At 58.1% G+C, this 14,937-nt stretch carries 12 protein-coding genes and 3 tRNA genes; 2 read left to right on the forward strand and 13 right to left on the reverse strand.

What is annotated here, in order from left to right; genetic code table 11:
- Positions 1-55 precede the first annotated feature (55 nt).
- On the forward strand, positions 56-799 hold the full coding sequence (locus BLU11_RS10690; RefSeq protein WP_090273331.1) for a flagellar brake protein: 744 nt from the start codon (positions 56-58) through the stop codon (positions 797-799).
- A 24-nt stretch (positions 800-823) separates the two neighbouring features.
- Here the strand turns inward: BLU11_RS10690 and BLU11_RS10695 are convergent, their stop codons facing one another.
- On the reverse strand, positions 824-2,137 hold the full coding sequence (locus tag BLU11_RS10695) for an MFS transporter (protein WP_090273332.1): 1,314 nt from the start codon (positions 2,135-2,137) through the stop codon (positions 824-826).
- Positions 2,138-2,289: 152 nt separating this feature from the next.
- Positions 2,290-2,366: transfer RNA gene (locus tag BLU11_RS10700), tRNA-Arg, on the reverse strand.
- A 316-nt stretch (positions 2,367-2,682) separates the two neighbouring features.
- Between BLU11_RS10700 and BLU11_RS10705 the strand changes: the two genes are divergently transcribed.
- A complete protein-coding gene (locus tag BLU11_RS10705) occupies positions 2,683-3,000 on the forward strand; it encodes an Arc family DNA-binding protein (RefSeq protein WP_407920208.1) in 318 nt (105 codons plus the stop codon).
- A gap of 110 nt (positions 3,001-3,110) precedes the next feature.
- Here BLU11_RS10705 and BLU11_RS10710 read toward each other — a convergent pair whose 3' ends face one another.
- From BLU11_RS10710 to BLU11_RS10760, 11 genes are all read right to left on the reverse strand, one after another.
- Complete coding sequence (locus tag BLU11_RS10710) at positions 3,111-4,247, reverse strand: sodium ion-translocating decarboxylase subunit beta (protein WP_090273334.1); 1,137 nt, start codon at positions 4,245-4,247, stop codon at positions 3,111-3,113.
- A gap of 10 nt (positions 4,248-4,257) precedes the next feature.
- The gene (gene oadA, locus BLU11_RS10715; RefSeq protein ID WP_090273335.1) at positions 4,258-6,045 is read right to left on the reverse strand and encodes a sodium-extruding oxaloacetate decarboxylase subunit alpha; all 1,788 of its coding nucleotides are present in this window, start codon (positions 6,043-6,045) and stop codon (positions 4,258-4,260) included.
- Positions 6,046-6,089: 44 nt separating this feature from the next.
- Positions 6,090-6,344, reverse strand: a complete 255-nt coding sequence (locus tag BLU11_RS10720; protein WP_090273336.1) for an OadG family protein — start codon at positions 6,342-6,344, stop codon at positions 6,090-6,092.
- Positions 6,345-6,501: 157 nt separating this feature from the next.
- Positions 6,502-7,911 carry a magnesium transporter gene (mgtE, locus tag BLU11_RS10725; RefSeq protein WP_090273337.1) on the reverse strand — a complete coding sequence of 470 codons (1,410 nt, stop codon included), beginning with the start codon at positions 7,909-7,911 and terminating at the stop codon, positions 6,502-6,504.
- A gap of 147 nt (positions 7,912-8,058) precedes the next feature.
- Positions 8,059-8,135 (reverse strand) — tRNA-Arg (locus BLU11_RS10730).
- A gap of 98 nt (positions 8,136-8,233) precedes the next feature.
- Positions 8,234-8,324 (reverse strand) — tRNA-Ser (locus tag BLU11_RS10735).
- A gap of 60 nt (positions 8,325-8,384) precedes the next feature.
- Positions 8,385-8,570 carry a carbon storage regulator CsrA gene (gene csrA / locus BLU11_RS10740; protein WP_090273338.1) on the reverse strand — a complete coding sequence of 62 codons (186 nt, stop codon included), beginning with the start codon at positions 8,568-8,570 and terminating at the stop codon, positions 8,385-8,387.
- A 215-nt stretch (positions 8,571-8,785) separates the two neighbouring features.
- The gene (locus BLU11_RS10745) at positions 8,786-10,027 is read right to left on the reverse strand and encodes an aspartate kinase (protein WP_090273339.1); all 1,242 of its coding nucleotides are present in this window, start codon (positions 10,025-10,027) and stop codon (positions 8,786-8,788) included.
- Positions 10,028-10,110: 83 nt separating this feature from the next.
- Entirely contained in the window at positions 10,111-12,732 is a 2,622-nt protein-coding gene (gene alaS / locus BLU11_RS10750; RefSeq protein WP_090273340.1) for an alanine--tRNA ligase, read from the reverse strand.
- A gap of 128 nt (positions 12,733-12,860) precedes the next feature.
- Positions 12,861-13,907 carry an arginine N-succinyltransferase gene (gene astA, locus BLU11_RS10755; RefSeq protein WP_090273341.1) on the reverse strand — a complete coding sequence of 349 codons (1,047 nt, stop codon included), beginning with the start codon at positions 13,905-13,907 and terminating at the stop codon, positions 12,861-12,863.
- 1 nt (position 13,908) lies between these two features.
- Entirely contained in the window at positions 13,909-14,931 is a 1,023-nt protein-coding gene (locus BLU11_RS10760) for an arginine N-succinyltransferase (RefSeq protein WP_090273342.1), read from the reverse strand.
- Positions 14,932-14,937: the final 6 nt, after the last annotated feature.

The following is a 14,937-nucleotide window of genomic DNA, read 5'->3' on the forward strand; positions in this document are numbered from 1 at the left end:
TGGCATGAAATGCCAGCTCCATTGACTCAACTGCCAACGAGAACCCGTCGTGTCAATGTTATTTGAACAAGCTTCCACCCCGCAGCCTCCCCGGGAAGTCACCACCAGTATCGAAATCCATTCCCTGCTGAAGAACCTGCAGCAATCAAGAACCCCGTTGAATGTCACCTTCGATGGCCGCAGCCAGATCGTGCAAAGCTATATCGTCGACGTCGATACAGTGAATGATGCTCTGCTCATTGATGAAATGATCCCGTCCATCGGCGATAAATGGGCCGATCAGGGCGAAGCGTTTCGGATAGATGCATGGCTGGATGGCGTGCATATGCGCTGGCAAGGCGCTGACGCACACAAGGTGCTGGTGGAAGGTACTCCCGCATTCAGCATGCCGCTGCCCGCCCAACTGATCTACCATCAGCGCCGCGGCGCCTACCGCGCCAACGTGCAACGCAGCATCGACACCTGCCTGGAACTGATCCACGCCACGCATCAACGGCGCTTCGAGGGAGAGCTGCTGGATATTTCCGCGACCGGCTGCAAGGCGCGGCTGTCAGGTAATCACGTCCAATCGCTGCAACCGGGTGAATGCTATGAGCTGAGTCGGCTACTGCTGCCGGATACTATCCGCCTCGACATCAATGTGGAGATACGGCACCGCGAATACCATGAAGCCACGGATACCACAGATGTCGGCCTGCGCTTTCACCACCCCGGAGCCCAGGCCCAGCGACATATCGATCGCTTCGTGCATTATCTCCAGCGCGAAGCGCGCCGCCTGGCCAAGGAAGACCTGTTCTAGAAAAGCCGAGCTGCAGCTTCCCGCTCAGGCCGGTCGGTGATCGTCATCCTCTTCGTCCACCGGCTGCGATTGAACATCAACCTCTTCCTGCATCTGATCAATAACCACCTGCTCGTCGACCCGCGGGTCGATGGCCGCTGCCAGCGGCGAGCTGGCCAGGTTACCGGCAGCAGGCATGAATTGAATCGGCGCCTCGTCAACCAGATGCTTGCCGGTAACCCGCTCGGGCCGAACAACCACCACCAGCAGCAGGCTGCTGCAGGCCATGAACACGTACAGCATGGGCGCACCGCCGACCTTCATCAGCACCGATCCGAGCAACGGCCCGATACTCGCACCCAGGCCAAAGGTGACCAGCAGCATCGCTGATAACAACACCCGCTCTTCCTGTTCGACGTGGTCATTGGCCAGCGCCACTGCGAGCGGGTACAGGGTGAAGGCCAGCAGGCCGAACAATGCAGTCAACAGCAGCAACATCTGTGGCCAGGCAACCAGTGCAATGAGCAGCGCAATCGTGGTCAGGATAACCGCGTTCACCTGAATCATCCGGCTGCGGTCCAGACGATCAGACAACCACCCCGCCGGCCACTGCGCCACTAGACCGGCGCCGATCGTGACCGCCATATACACCCCGACATGCTCGGTATCCAGGCCCACGGAACTGGCGTAGGCCGGCGCCAGGCCATAGAAAGAGCCGAGCAAAAGGCCGGCCACGCCTATGGTTGCCAACGCCTGGGGGATACGCTTGACGAATAGCCGTATCTCCAGCGGCGCCGGATGCAGAGGCGCCGGGTGCAGACGCTTGGTTACCGCCACCGGCACCAGGCACAATGAAGAACACATGGCTACCAGAATGATATGGCGTACGCTGAGCTCGGGCATCATGGTCAACACCAGCTGCCCGAGGCCCAGACCGAGGAAGGTCACCAACATGTAGCCCGCAAATACCCTACCCCGCTGATGCGATTCCGCCTGCTCATTCAGCCAGCTTTCCAGCACCATGTACTGACACATCATCGCCACACCCACCAGCCAGCGCAGCACCATCCAGACTTCCACACTGGAGGTCAACGCGTGGCCGAGCACCGAAGCGGTCACTACCCCTGCACTGGCAACAAAGGCACGGATATGCCCGACCTGGGCGATCAACCGGTGCCCTACAGACGCTCCCATGACCAGGCCGACGTAATAGGCGGTCATCAGCACACCCATCCAGATCTCACTCACGCCGGCAGCGGATAGACGCAGCCCCAGATAGGTACTGAGCAGACCACTGCCCAGTAGCATCAACAACGTGGAGAAATACAGCGACGAAAAGGAGGCGAAGGTACTGGGCAATGGAAGCTCCCGTTAAGCTGGGACACCGGCAGCGCGGCGAAAATGACAGCATTGTTGCTGCCGGACAAAAGTCATTCGTTACACAGGATAGCAGCTACGAGCGGGCCGGGAGGCCCGGAAATGGGCAAAATTCTGCTGCGGATATAGAGAAATGGTGCGCGAGCCCGGATTCGAACCGGGGACCTACCGCTTAGGAGGCGGTTGCTCTATCCAGCTGAGCTACAAGCGCAGACGACCGCAGGGCATCAATTTTGTGCTGCGCATAATACCCGAACAAAGCAGGACTTGACCACCTTGACAATTGCTGCCAAAGTTCGATCTCAAATGGCCAGCGCCGGAAATCCGTCGCAGAAACGAGACGTAAATCCGACACTTTGCGCGCCTTTGGAAATAATGGGTATAGAGTTGAGCAAAATGCCTTTATCCATTGTCTATGTGTCAGGGATTTTCCAAGTCCTGACGAGATGGCGGTTTGGATGGCAGGAAGCCATGCGGATTCCAACTGGCCGGGATCGATTCATTAGCTAAAGCGATAATTGTTGCCCATGAAAACAGCACTTCAGCACTACACCAGCCGGACAGCTGACAAGTTCGTTGTTCGTCTTCCCGAAGGCATGCGCGACCGCATTGCCGAAGTTGCCAAGCAACACCACCGCAGCATGAACTCGGAGATCATTGCACGCCTGGAACACAGCATGCTGGATCTCCCAAGTCTGCCTGAACAACCATCGCGCCAGACTCTCAATGAGCAGCGCCTGGAAGACCTGAATCATCCAGAACGGGAAATGCTCCTGCGCTTCAGAGACATGAGCCGTCGTCAGCAAAACGCGCTACTCGCTCTGCTGGCAAACGAGCAGGGCTGATTACCCGGCAGGAGCTGATTCGCCTCCTGCCTGCTCTTCCCGCCCGGATCGCAATAATGAAAAACCCCGCTCAGTTGCCTGAGCGGGGTTTTTTTCTGTCGGGATAAAGGTCAGCCGACGAAGGTGAGCAGAATGCCCGCCGCCACAGCCGAGCCAATAACACCCGCCACGTTGGGTCCCATGGCATGCATCAGCAGGAAGTTCTGCGGGTTCGCCTCCAGTCCCACCCTGTTGGAGACGCGCGCGGCCATCGGCACCGCGGACACGCCAGCAGAACCGATCAGCGGGTTGATGGGGTGCTTGCTGAACCGGTTCATCAGTTTGGCCATCAACACACCGCCGGCCGTCCCCACACAGAAGGCAACCATACCCAGCACCAGGATGCCGAGCGTCTTGAGCTGCAAAAAGGACTCCGAAGACAACTTGGAGCCCACCGCCAGGCCCAGGCCGATGGTTACTATGTTGATCAGCGCATTGCGACTGGTATCAGCCAGACGCTCGACCACGCCACTCTCACGCATCAGGTTACCAAAGCAGAACATGCCCACCAGCGGCGCCGCATCGGGCAACAGCAGGGAGATAAGCAGCAGCAGCACCAGCGGGAAGACGATCTTCTCGGTCTTGCTGACGACCCGCAGCTGGGTCATGACAATGGCACGTTCCTTTTCCGTGGTCAGCGCACGCATGATCGGTGGCTGGATCAATGGCACCAGCGCCATGTAGGAATAGGCCGCAACCGCAATCGGTCCGAGCAGATCCGGCGCCAGCTTGGACGTCACGAAGATCGACGTGGGCCCGTCCGCACCGCCGATGATGGCGATGGAGGCGGCTTCGCGCAGGGTGAACTCGAACCCGGGAATACCCCAGGCAGTCAATGCCAAGGCACCCAGCAGCGTACCGAAGATGCCGACCTGGGCCGCAGCCCCCAACAGCAGAGTACGCGGGTTGGCCAGCATGGGACCGAAGTCGGTCATTGCACCCACGCCCATGAAGATGAGCAGCGGGAACATGCTGGTGGGGATACCGATGTCATAGATGATTTTCAACAGGCCGCCAACTTCCGCCAGGCCGGCCACCGGCAGGTTGGCCAGCACGCCACCAAAACCGATTGGAATCAACAACAGCGGCTCGAAGCCCTTGCGAATCGCCAGATAGATCAAAAACAGACACACAATGATCATGAGCAACTGGCCGGGCGCCATATGATACAGCCCCGTGGTGTGCCAGAGCAGAGAAAGCTTGTCCATGAGGTGCTCCTTAAGCGATGGTCAACAAGGTATCGCCGACCATTACCGCATCGCCGACCTTGACGTTGACCGAACCGACCGCGCCGGACTTGATGGCGCGAATCTCGGTTTCCATCTTCATGGCTTCGAGGATCATGACAACATCGCCTTCATCTACCTGCTCACCGGGCTGCACCAGCACCTTGAAAATATTGCCGGCAAGAGGAGCCACCTGCGGATCACCTCCCCCAGCCGCCACCGGCGCAGCAGCGCTGGCTGACGCCGGAGCCGCGTCACCCAGTTGCTTGATACCGCTGATGTCGCCGCCATCGGCCACCTGAACCACGAAGTCCTTGCCGTTGACCGTAACAGTGTAAACACCCGGCTCGCCTGGCTGACTGGCCGGCGCCTGTTCCAGACCGGTGGGCGCTGGCTCGAAAGCAGCCGGGTTGCCGCGATTCTCCAGGAATTTCAGGCCAATCTGCGGGAACAATGCATAGGTCAGCACATCATCAATATCGTTCTCGGCCAGCTTGATGCCCTTCTCTGCGGCCAGATTGCGCAGCTCGAGGGTCAGCCTGTCCATTTCAGGTTCCAGCATATCCGCCGGGCGACAGGTAATGGCTTCGGCGCCGTTCAGCACCCGCGCCTGCAACTCAGCGTTGAAGGCTGCCGGAGCTGCGCCGTACTCGCCCTTGAGTATGCCGGCGGTTTCCTTGGTGATGGACTTGTAACGCTCACCGGTCAGGACGTTGATGACCGCCTGGGTGCCGACAATCTGTGAGGTGGGAGTAACCAGAGGAATGAAACCCAGGTCTTCACGTACGCGCGGGATTTCCGCCAGAACCTCGTCGAACTTCTCACCGGCGCCCTGCTCCTTGAGCTGGCTTTCCATGTTGGTCAGCATGCCGCCAGGCACCTGCGCCACGAGGATGCGCGAATCCACACCCTTCAGGTTGCCCTCGAATTTGGCGTACTTCTTCCGCACGTCACGGAAATAGGCCGCAACCTCTTCCAGCAGCTCCAGATTGAGGCCGGTATCGCGTGCCGTATCCTGGAAAATAGCCACAACGGATTCGGTCGGCGAATGCCCATAGGTCATCGACATGGAGGAGATGGCGGTATCAACGTTGTCGATACCCGCCTCAGCCGCCTTGAGGATAGCGGCGGTGGACAGCCCCGCCGTCGCGTGACACTGCATGTGCACCGGAATGCTCAGGGTCTGCTTGAGGCGCGTCACCAGATCGAATGCCACATAGGGGTTGAGAATACCGGCCATGTCCTTGATCGCAATGGACTCGGCACCCATGTCCTCGATCCGCTTGGCCAGGTCCACCCACATTTCCAGCGTATGTACTGGGCTGGTGGTATAGGAGATCGTACCCTGAGCATGTTTGCCGACCTGCTTGACGGCCTTGAGTGCGGTCTGCAGGTTACGCGGATCGTTCATCGCGTCGAATACCCGGAACACATCCACGCCATTGTCGGCGGCGCGCTCGACGAACTTTTCCACCACATCATCTGCATAATGGCGATAACCCAACAGATTCTGACCACGCAGCAGCATCTGCTGACGGGTGTTGGGCATGGCTTTCTTCAATGCACGAATACGCTCCCAGGGATCCTCACCGAGATAGCGAATGCAGGAGTCGAAGGTTGCACCACCCCAGGACTCGACCGACCAGAAGCCGACTTGATCCAGCTTGCCGGCAATCGGCAGCATATCGTCGAGACGCATGCGGGTAGCGAGGATGGATTGGTGCGCGTCGCGCAGGATGACGTCAGTGATACCTAATGGCTGTTGCTTCAGGTCGGTCATAAAGATATGGCCTTTTCTCTGTAGTTTTTTATAAGAGCGTTTTTTCAGGTGCGACGCGCACGATGCTGGCTGACAGCCGCACCTATGACAGCGAGCAACTCGGGATCGATTGGTTGCGGAGCGGCAGCGGCCATGCGTTTCGGCTTGGCGGCGGCAGGTGCAGCCTCGGGAAAGAATCGATTGATGACGAAGGACATCAGGTTGATCAAACCAACCAGCAGGACCAGAAAGACGAACACCGCGCCCACACCCAGCACCATCAGTTCAACGCCTTCCATTAACATCTCGGAAGAAGTCATTATTCTTATGTCTCCAGTATCAGAAAAGCGCACCACAAATGGACGCGCGTTCGGCATTTTTACGGAACAAGACTCCATTCCGCCGCGTCAAAACCGGCCTAATGTATCCTGATGTGACATTCATGGCAATCAATGCGACATCGGAAACGCAGCCAATCTAGAGCAGGAATAGCGTCGCCAACCCAAGAAAAATGAAAAATCCGCCGCTGTCGGTGATGGCGGTAATCAATACGCTGGAACCCAACGCAGGATCTCCGCCAGTGCGCAATCTGACCAATGGAATGATCACGCCCATCAGTGCAGCCAGCAGCATATTCAGGAACATGGCTGCCATCAGCACGACTGACAGGGCAACGCTGCCATACAAAATGAATGCAATAACGGCCAGCACCAGCCCCCAGCACACCCCGTTTATCATTGCCACACCTGTTTCCTTGCGCAGCAAGCGCCGCCCGTGCGCCACCTGCACCTGGCCGGTGGCAATGCCACGAACAATCATGGTGATGGTCTGGTTACCGGAGTTGCCGCCGATCCCGGCAACAATCGGCATCAGCGCTGCCAGCGCCACCAGCTGCTCTATCGCTCCCTCAAAAAGGCCAATGACCCGAGAGGCAATCAATGCGGTACACAGATTCACAGCCAGCCAGGCCCAACGGTTGCGCACGGACTTCCAGACCGAGGCGAAGATATCCTCTTCCTCACGCAAACCTGCTGAGTTGAGCGCGTCGGTTTCGCTTTCCTGGCGTATGTAGTCAAGCACGTCATCAACCGTCAGACGACCACGTAAAACCCCGCCCTCATCTACTACCGGCGCGGTTACCAGGTCATAGCGCTCGAATGCCTGAGCTGCCTCGCTGGCAGGTGTCTGCGGATCAAAGATCACCGGGTCAGCCGCCATCACCTCCGCGACCACCGCGTCCGGCGAACTCACTAACAACTTCTTGACTGGCAGTACGCCCTGCAACCGCCCATCGTTATCGACGACAAACAGCTTGTCGGTATGATCAGGCAACATATCGAAGCGACGCAGGTAACGGCTGACTACTTCCAGGGTGACATCATCGCGGATGGTCACCATATCGAAGTCCATCAAGGCGCCAACCTGGTCTTCATCGTAGGACAATGCGGATCGGACCCGCTCACGCTGCTGAGCATCCAGCAGGTCCATCAGATCACGAACCACGTCGCGGGGCAGGTCCGGCGCCAGATCTGCCAACTCGTCTGCATCCAGCAAATTGGCCGCAGCAATGATTTCCTGATTATCCATGTCTGCAATCAGGGTTTCGCGCACCGCGTCAGACACTTCCAGCAGAATCTCACCGTCTCGATCGAATCTGACCAATTGCCAGACAGCCAGGCGCTCATCGAGTGGCAGGGATTCGAGAATATGAGCGACATCTGCCGGATGAAGCTCCACCAGCAGCCGCTGCAGTTCGGCCTGGTTCTGCTGTTGCAGGAAAGTTTCCAGCAGCTCTTCCTTGTCGCTGTCACCCTGATGCAGCAACTGCAGCACCTGCTCGACACGGTCCTGCAAACGCTCTGGAGACTTTCTGTTCAGCTCTGACATTGGTGCGTCCTCCAGCGAGACAGAAGACTGGGTCGCAGCCAGGCGGCAACATACCCTTATTCAGTCTGGCAGGCTTTGCGCAGGCATGATGACTGCTTTTCAGGAGACGAAAAAAAACCCACTGGATGACCAGTGGGTTTCTTCGTTTGGTGCACTCGGGAGGATTCGAACCTCCGACCGCTCGGTTCGTAGCCGAGTACTCTATCCAGCTGAGCTACGAGTGCGTTTCTTGCTGCGTAGTATATAGGTTTTGAGCCTCCTGTCAAATATTATTTTCTTTAAATTTCAAGAACTTAACACTTGACAACCTATACACAAAAAGTGGCGGAGAGGGAGGGATTCGAACCCTCGACACCCTTTTGAGATGTACTCCCTTAGCAGGGGAGCGCCTTCGGCCACTCGGCCACCTCTCCGTAACACGCGCAGAATATTAACCGCGCGGCTCCGCTAATGCAATGAAAAATTTAAGAAAATTAATCATTTGACGCGTCTTCTTTTTCCTTCTGGATGCGTTGGTAGATTTCTTCACGGTGAACGGCCACTTCTTTCGGAGCATTGACCCCGATACGCACCTGATTCCCCTTCACGCCCAGCACAGTTACCGTTACTTCATCACCTACCATCAGGGTCTCACCAACCCGTCGAGTCAAAATAAGCATTCCATTTCTCCTTGCTCAATAATCAGGACACAGCTCTGCGATAAAACCGGCTTATTGCGTGTCAGCCGTTAAGCTTGCATGAATGTGACCACAACCGGCACCGTGCGTTCGATGTCGAAGGGGCAATTCATATTGGTCTGAAGCGACACGCGGGCACGACAACCAGAAACCGTGCCCACCGGGACAGCCATTCGGCCACCCCGTAAATCCTGCCATCAAATCTGATCGGCATCCTGCTCGGGCGCATCCAGCTCGAAGGCCGAGTGCAGCGTGCGCACCGCAAGCTCCAGATACTTCTCATCAATGACCACGGAAATCTTGATCTCCGACGTGGAGATCATGAGGATATTGATACCATGCAGCGACAACGCCTCGAACATCTTGCTGGCTACACCCGCATGGGAGCGCATGCCGACGCCCACAATGGATACCTTGGCGATGGCGCTGTCACCGGCCACTTCGCGCGCACCGATTTCAGCAGCGACCTTGTTCAGTATCTCTTCGGTGCGTCGCTGATCAATGCGATTCACGGTAAAGGTGAAATCGGTAGTCTGATCCTGGGACACGTTCTGCACGATCATGTCGATTTCGATGTTCGCCGCACTGACCGGCCCGAGAATCTTGTAAGCCACGCCGGGGGTATCCGGCACGCCGCGGATGGTCAGTTTGGCTTCATCACGATTGAACGCTATGCCGGAAATGACGGGCTGTTCCATTGAAAGATCTTCCTCAAGGGTAATCAGGGTCCCGGGACCCTCTTTGAAACTGTGCAACACACGCAGTGGCACGTTGTATTTGCCGGCGAACTCGACCGCACGTATCTGCAATACCTTGGAGCCGAGGCTGGCCATTTCGAGCATTTCTTCGAAAGTGATCTTCTCCAGGCGACGAGCCCCTTCAACCACCCGCGGGTCGGTCGTATAGACGCCATCGACATCAGTATAGATCTGGCACTCGTCAGCCTTCAGCGCCGCTGCCAAGGCTACCCCTGTGGTATCCGAGCCGCCACGCCCCAGCGTGGTGATATTGCCGTGCTCATCCATACCCTGAAAACCGGCGACAATCACTACCTTGCCGGCGTCCAGCTCAGCCCGCAGCCTGCCTTCATCTATATGCTGGATACGCGCCTTGCCGAAGGAGCTGTCAGTTTCGATACGAACCTGAGCGCCGGTATAGGAGATGGCGGGTACGCCAATGGACTGGAGTTTCATGGCCAGCAAGCCAATGGTTACCTGCTCGCCGGTAGACAGGATCACATCCATCTCGCGAGGATCAGGTTGAGCACTGATTTCTCGCGCCAGACCGATCAAACGGTTGGTTTCACCGCTCATGGCGGATACCACGATGATCAGGTCATGCCCCTCAGCCTTGCATGCCTTGATTTTCTCGGCCACCTGGGCAATGCGTTCCACACTGCCGACCGAGGTACCACCAAACTTCTGGACAATAAGTGCCATGTGTTGCACCAACTCCCAATGCAGTATCGGTTATCCCGACCCTTGTATCGGACCGCCTTCGGCAGCCCGACCCTCTTTTGCTATTACTGCTGCGCGATCCACTCGGCTGCGCTGGCCAATGCAGCATCCAGCGCCGCCACATCGGTTCCGCCGCCCTGTGCCATATCCGGACGACCGCCGCCCTTCCCGCCCACCGCCTGTGTCGTGTTACGAATCAGGTCGCCGGCCTTGAGCCTGGTTGTCAGATCCTTGGTGACGCCGGCTACCAGCACCACTTTGCCGTCCAGCTCACCACCAAGCAGAATCACCGCCGAGCCCAGCTTGTTCTTCAGCTGGTCGATCAGGGCCAGCAATGCCTTGCCATCCAGACCATCCAGACGCTTGACCAGCACATTCATGCCGCCCAGCTGCTGCGCCTCACCGGCCAGATCATTGCCCGCAGCACTGGCCGCCTTGGCCTTGAGTTGCTCCAGCTCCTTCTCCAACTGGCGGTTGCGATCTATAACCGCAGCCAGCTTGTCCAGCAGGTTGTCACGCGAGCCCTTGACCATCTGGGCGGCCTGTCCCAACTGCTCTTCCGCCTGATTCACCCAGTCCAGCGCTGCCTGACCGGTAATCGCCTCGATACGACGCACGCCGGAAGCGATACCACCTTCGCTGATAATCCTGAACAAACCGATATCGCCGGTACGATCGACATGCGTGCCGCCACACAGTTCGACGGAAAAACCGCCGCCCATGGTCAAGACCCGCACCTCTTCACCATATTTCTCGCCGAACAGTGCCATGGCGCCCTTGGCCTTGGCAGTCTCGATGTCGGTGATTTCGATGTCCACCGCCGAGTTCTGAAGAATCTGCTCGTTGACCAGGCGCTCCAATTCCCGCAGCTGCTCGGGACGGATCGCTTCAAAGTGACTGAAGTCAAAACGCAAACGCTGACTGTCGACCAGCGAGCCTTTCTGCTGCACATGCTCACCCAGCACCTTGCGCAGTGCGGCATGCAGTAGATGCGTAGCCGAGTGATTACCCTTGGTTGCCTCACGGACACTGTTATCCACCACAGCGCGGATGGACGCTCCGCGGTGCAGACTGCCACTGCCCATCACACCATGATGCAGATGGGCGCCGCCGGCCTTGGTGGTATCACGTACATCGAAGCGCACCCCGGCACTTTCCAGATATCCGGTATCGCCTACCTGCCCGCCGGATTCGGCGTAGAAGGGAGTCTGATCCAGGACTACCACGCCCGAGTCGCCTTCATTCAGTCTGTCAACCGCCTGACCATCACGGTACAGGGCAACAATCCGCGCCGAGCCGACGGTCGCCGTGTAGCCATCGAAGCGGGTCTCGCCGTCGATCTTGACTACCTGATTGTAGTCCACGCCAAACTGGCTGGCCGACCGGGCGCGCTCACGCTGGGCCTGCATGGCCACTTCAAAGCCGGCCTCATCGATGGTCAGATCACGCTCCCGAGCAATATCACCGGTCAGATCCATGGGGAAACCATAGGTATCGTATAGCTTGAAAACGATGTCCCCGGGGATCTCGCTGCCCTCGAGCCCGGCCAGATCCTGCTCGAGAATCCTCAGACCCTGCTCCAGGGTCTTGGCAAACTGTTCTTCTTCAGCTTTCAGCACACGCTCGATCTGCGCTTGCTGCATTTTCAGTTCCGTGAAGGCATCACCCATTTCTTCAGCCAGGGCCGGCACTATCTTGTGGAAGAAGCTACCGGTCGCACCCAATTTGTTGCCATGCCGACAGGCCCGGCGAATGATGCGGCGCAATACGTAACCACGACCTTCATTTGACGGCAGCACGCCATCGGCGATCAGGAAGCTGCAGGAACGGATATGGTCGGCCACGACCTTCAACGAGGCCTGGCCTTCATTGCTGCACCCAATGGCCTGAGCCGCTGCGTTCAGCAGGCTCTGGAACAGGTCGATCTCGTAGTTCGAGTTCACATGCTGCAATACTGCGCTGATGCGCTCCAGCCCCATGCCGGTGTCCACACTGGGCGCGGGCAATGGATGCATCACGCCATCAGCAGTGCGGTTGAACTGCATGAAGACGTTATTCCAGATTTCGATGTAACGATCGCCGTCTTCTTCGGGACTGCCGGGAGGTCCACCCCAGATTTCCGGACCGTGGTCGAAGAAAATCTCGCTGCATGGACCACAGGGGCCGGTATCGCCCATCGCCCAGAAGTTATCGGAGGCATAGGGCGCGCCCTTGTTGTCACCGATACGCACCATGCGCTCTGCCGGCACGCCGACTTCGCGGGTCCAGATGTCGTAGGCTTCATCATCACTGGCGTAAACGGTGACCCAGAGTTTCTCGCTGGGTAGATTGAGCCACTTGTCCGAGGTCAGAAATTCCCAGGCATAAAGGATGGCGTCACGCTTGAAATAATCGCCGAAACTGAAGTTGCCCAGCATTTCGAAGAAGGTATGGTGACGCGCTGTGTAGCCGACGTTTTCCAGGTCATTGTGCTTGCCACCGGCCCGCACACATTTCTGGCTGCTGGTAGCGCGGGTGTAGGCGCGCTTTTCCAGTCCCAGGAAACAGTCCTTGAACTGATTCATCCCGGCATTGGTAAACAGCAGCGTCGGGTCATTTGCCGGCACCAGCGAACTGGAGGCAACTCGGGTATGCCCCTTCTCTTCAAAGAAGCGAAGGAAGGCTTCTCGGATATCAGCGCTTTTCATAGGTCCCTTATCATGGATCAGGTCGGCCAGGCTCACGCCAGGCAAAGATCATCATTATATAGGCATAGCAAGACAGCATGCATCATGCTACAGGTTCGATTCTGTCTATCGGTACAATAGCTGCCGGATCAACCTGGCGCATAGGGATCGGCAATACTTCCCGGCCCGCCCACCAGGGCCACGGCCCTCACCGGCGTGCCGGCGCGCAAGCGCAATAGCCCGGCCGTTTCCGGCGCCACCACCAGCGTACCTGCGGCCACCCGCCCGGCAGCAGCGGTGATGCGGCAGTTCTCGCGCTCGCGGTTGTGTACCAGCCAGGTCTGCGCCTCGTCACCCGGTGTGCCGATCGCCAGTATCAGCAGCTGACTCTCATTGATGCTGCGAATATGGTTGCGCGGCGCCTCGATGGTAATACCGCCATCGAAAATGTCGATATAGCCCTGATAGTTCAGACCTTCCTCGGTCAGCATAGCCAACGCTGGCGCCGAATCGGGGTGCACGCAGGCGATGGCAGCGCGCGCCTCCGGACTGAGAAAACAGGTATAAAGCGGGAATTTCGGCATCATCTCCGCGATGAACGCTTTACTGCCGGTGCCCGTGAGGTAATCGGCACGGGCAAAATCCATGCGGAAAAAGTGCCGACCGAGACTGTCCCAGAACGGAGAGCGGCCCTGCCGATCCGACAACCCCCGCAGTTCCGCCATTACCCGCGGTGAAAAGTCACTGGCGAACTCCGCCATATGAATGAACCGCGCCTTGGATAACAGACGCCCGTTCAGACTGTGCCGGTGGGGCATATCCAGATACAGGGAACACAGCGCCGTCGCACCGGTAAGGTCATTGTTCAGAAACAAGGTCGGCTGCTGACGATAGACATCCAGCTCGCGACTGGCAGTGACCGTCAGACCCACCCGATAGCTGTACCATGGCTCGCGCATACCAGCAGCAGCAACCATGCCGCTGGTCCCCACTACCTGACCCTTGGCATCTTCCATTACGAAAAGATAGTCGGCATCTTCCAGTGGCAGATCACCGGCGAAACTGGCCGCCACGGTTTGTATCCGCCGGCCAAGCCGATCCTCGCTGGCCGGCAAGCTGGTCATCCCCGAACCGGCTTGAGAAGCCAGCTCAAGCAAGGCCGGCAAATCGTCCATCCGCGCCGCGCGCACCAGCATGTCAGGCACCTCCAATCAATCTGAGCGTGTCACCTTCGGTGACTTTCAGCAGGTCAGCCATCTGCGCACCTAGGGTCAGCGGCTCGCCCGGTTGCCAGGCCAGATCGCACAGACAGGCACGAAAATCCCGTATGCGCTCGTTAGCCACCAACCAGTTGCCGGTAGCCGGTCCCGGCTGACCGATGCGTACCATGGCTGTCTCGCTGTAACGCACCGAGGTCAGCTCGGCAGTCCTGGCCTGGACGACCGGGCCGCCATCGAAAATATCCACGTAATTTTCGCTCTCGAAGCCTTCCTGCAGCAGGATGTCATACACCAGCTGCGACGCCGGACGCACCTGACCGATCGCCTCCTGGGCCGCATCTGGCAGCATGGACACGTAGATCGGATAACCCGGCATCAGCTCAGCCAGCATGCTGCGTCCATGACGACTGCTCAACCGTTCGGCCTCGCGATAATCGACATCGAAAAAGTGACGGCCCAGGCCATCCCAGAACGGCGCATTGCCCTGCTCATCACTGATCCCGGACATTTCCACCGCTGTCGAGTCGGCAAAGCGCTGTGGATGCGAAGCCATGAACAGCAAACGACCACAGGCGTTGAGCTTGAGAGTCGCGTAGTTTCCCTTCCAGGGCGAGTCCAGATAGAAACCAGTCAGCAGGCTGTGGCCGGTCAGGTCATGACACAGCGACAAGACATGGGTCCGGTTATGCAGGCTCAGCTCACGGGACGCATGAACAAAGATATCGTTGCGGAAGGTATGGAACGGCTGACTGAAACCGGCTGCCGACATGATGCTGCTGCAGCCGGCCAGACAACCGGTTCCCAGATCTTCCAGCACAAAGAAATAACGTTCTTCCCCGGTAAAGGTGACCGACTCATCCATTGCCGCTTCGGTACCCTCGATGATCACCGCGAGCTGCTCGGGGTCCGCCGGCAGCGAGGTGATACCTACCGGGCTGGCAATCGCCAGCCGCTCTATTTCGGGCAGATCGGCAAGGGTACACAGCCGCTGGATGAGCATGACAGA

This window comes from Halopseudomonas litoralis (assembly GCF_900105005.1).
Taxonomy (GTDB): domain Bacteria; phylum Pseudomonadota; class Gammaproteobacteria; order Pseudomonadales; family Pseudomonadaceae; genus Halopseudomonas; species Halopseudomonas litoralis.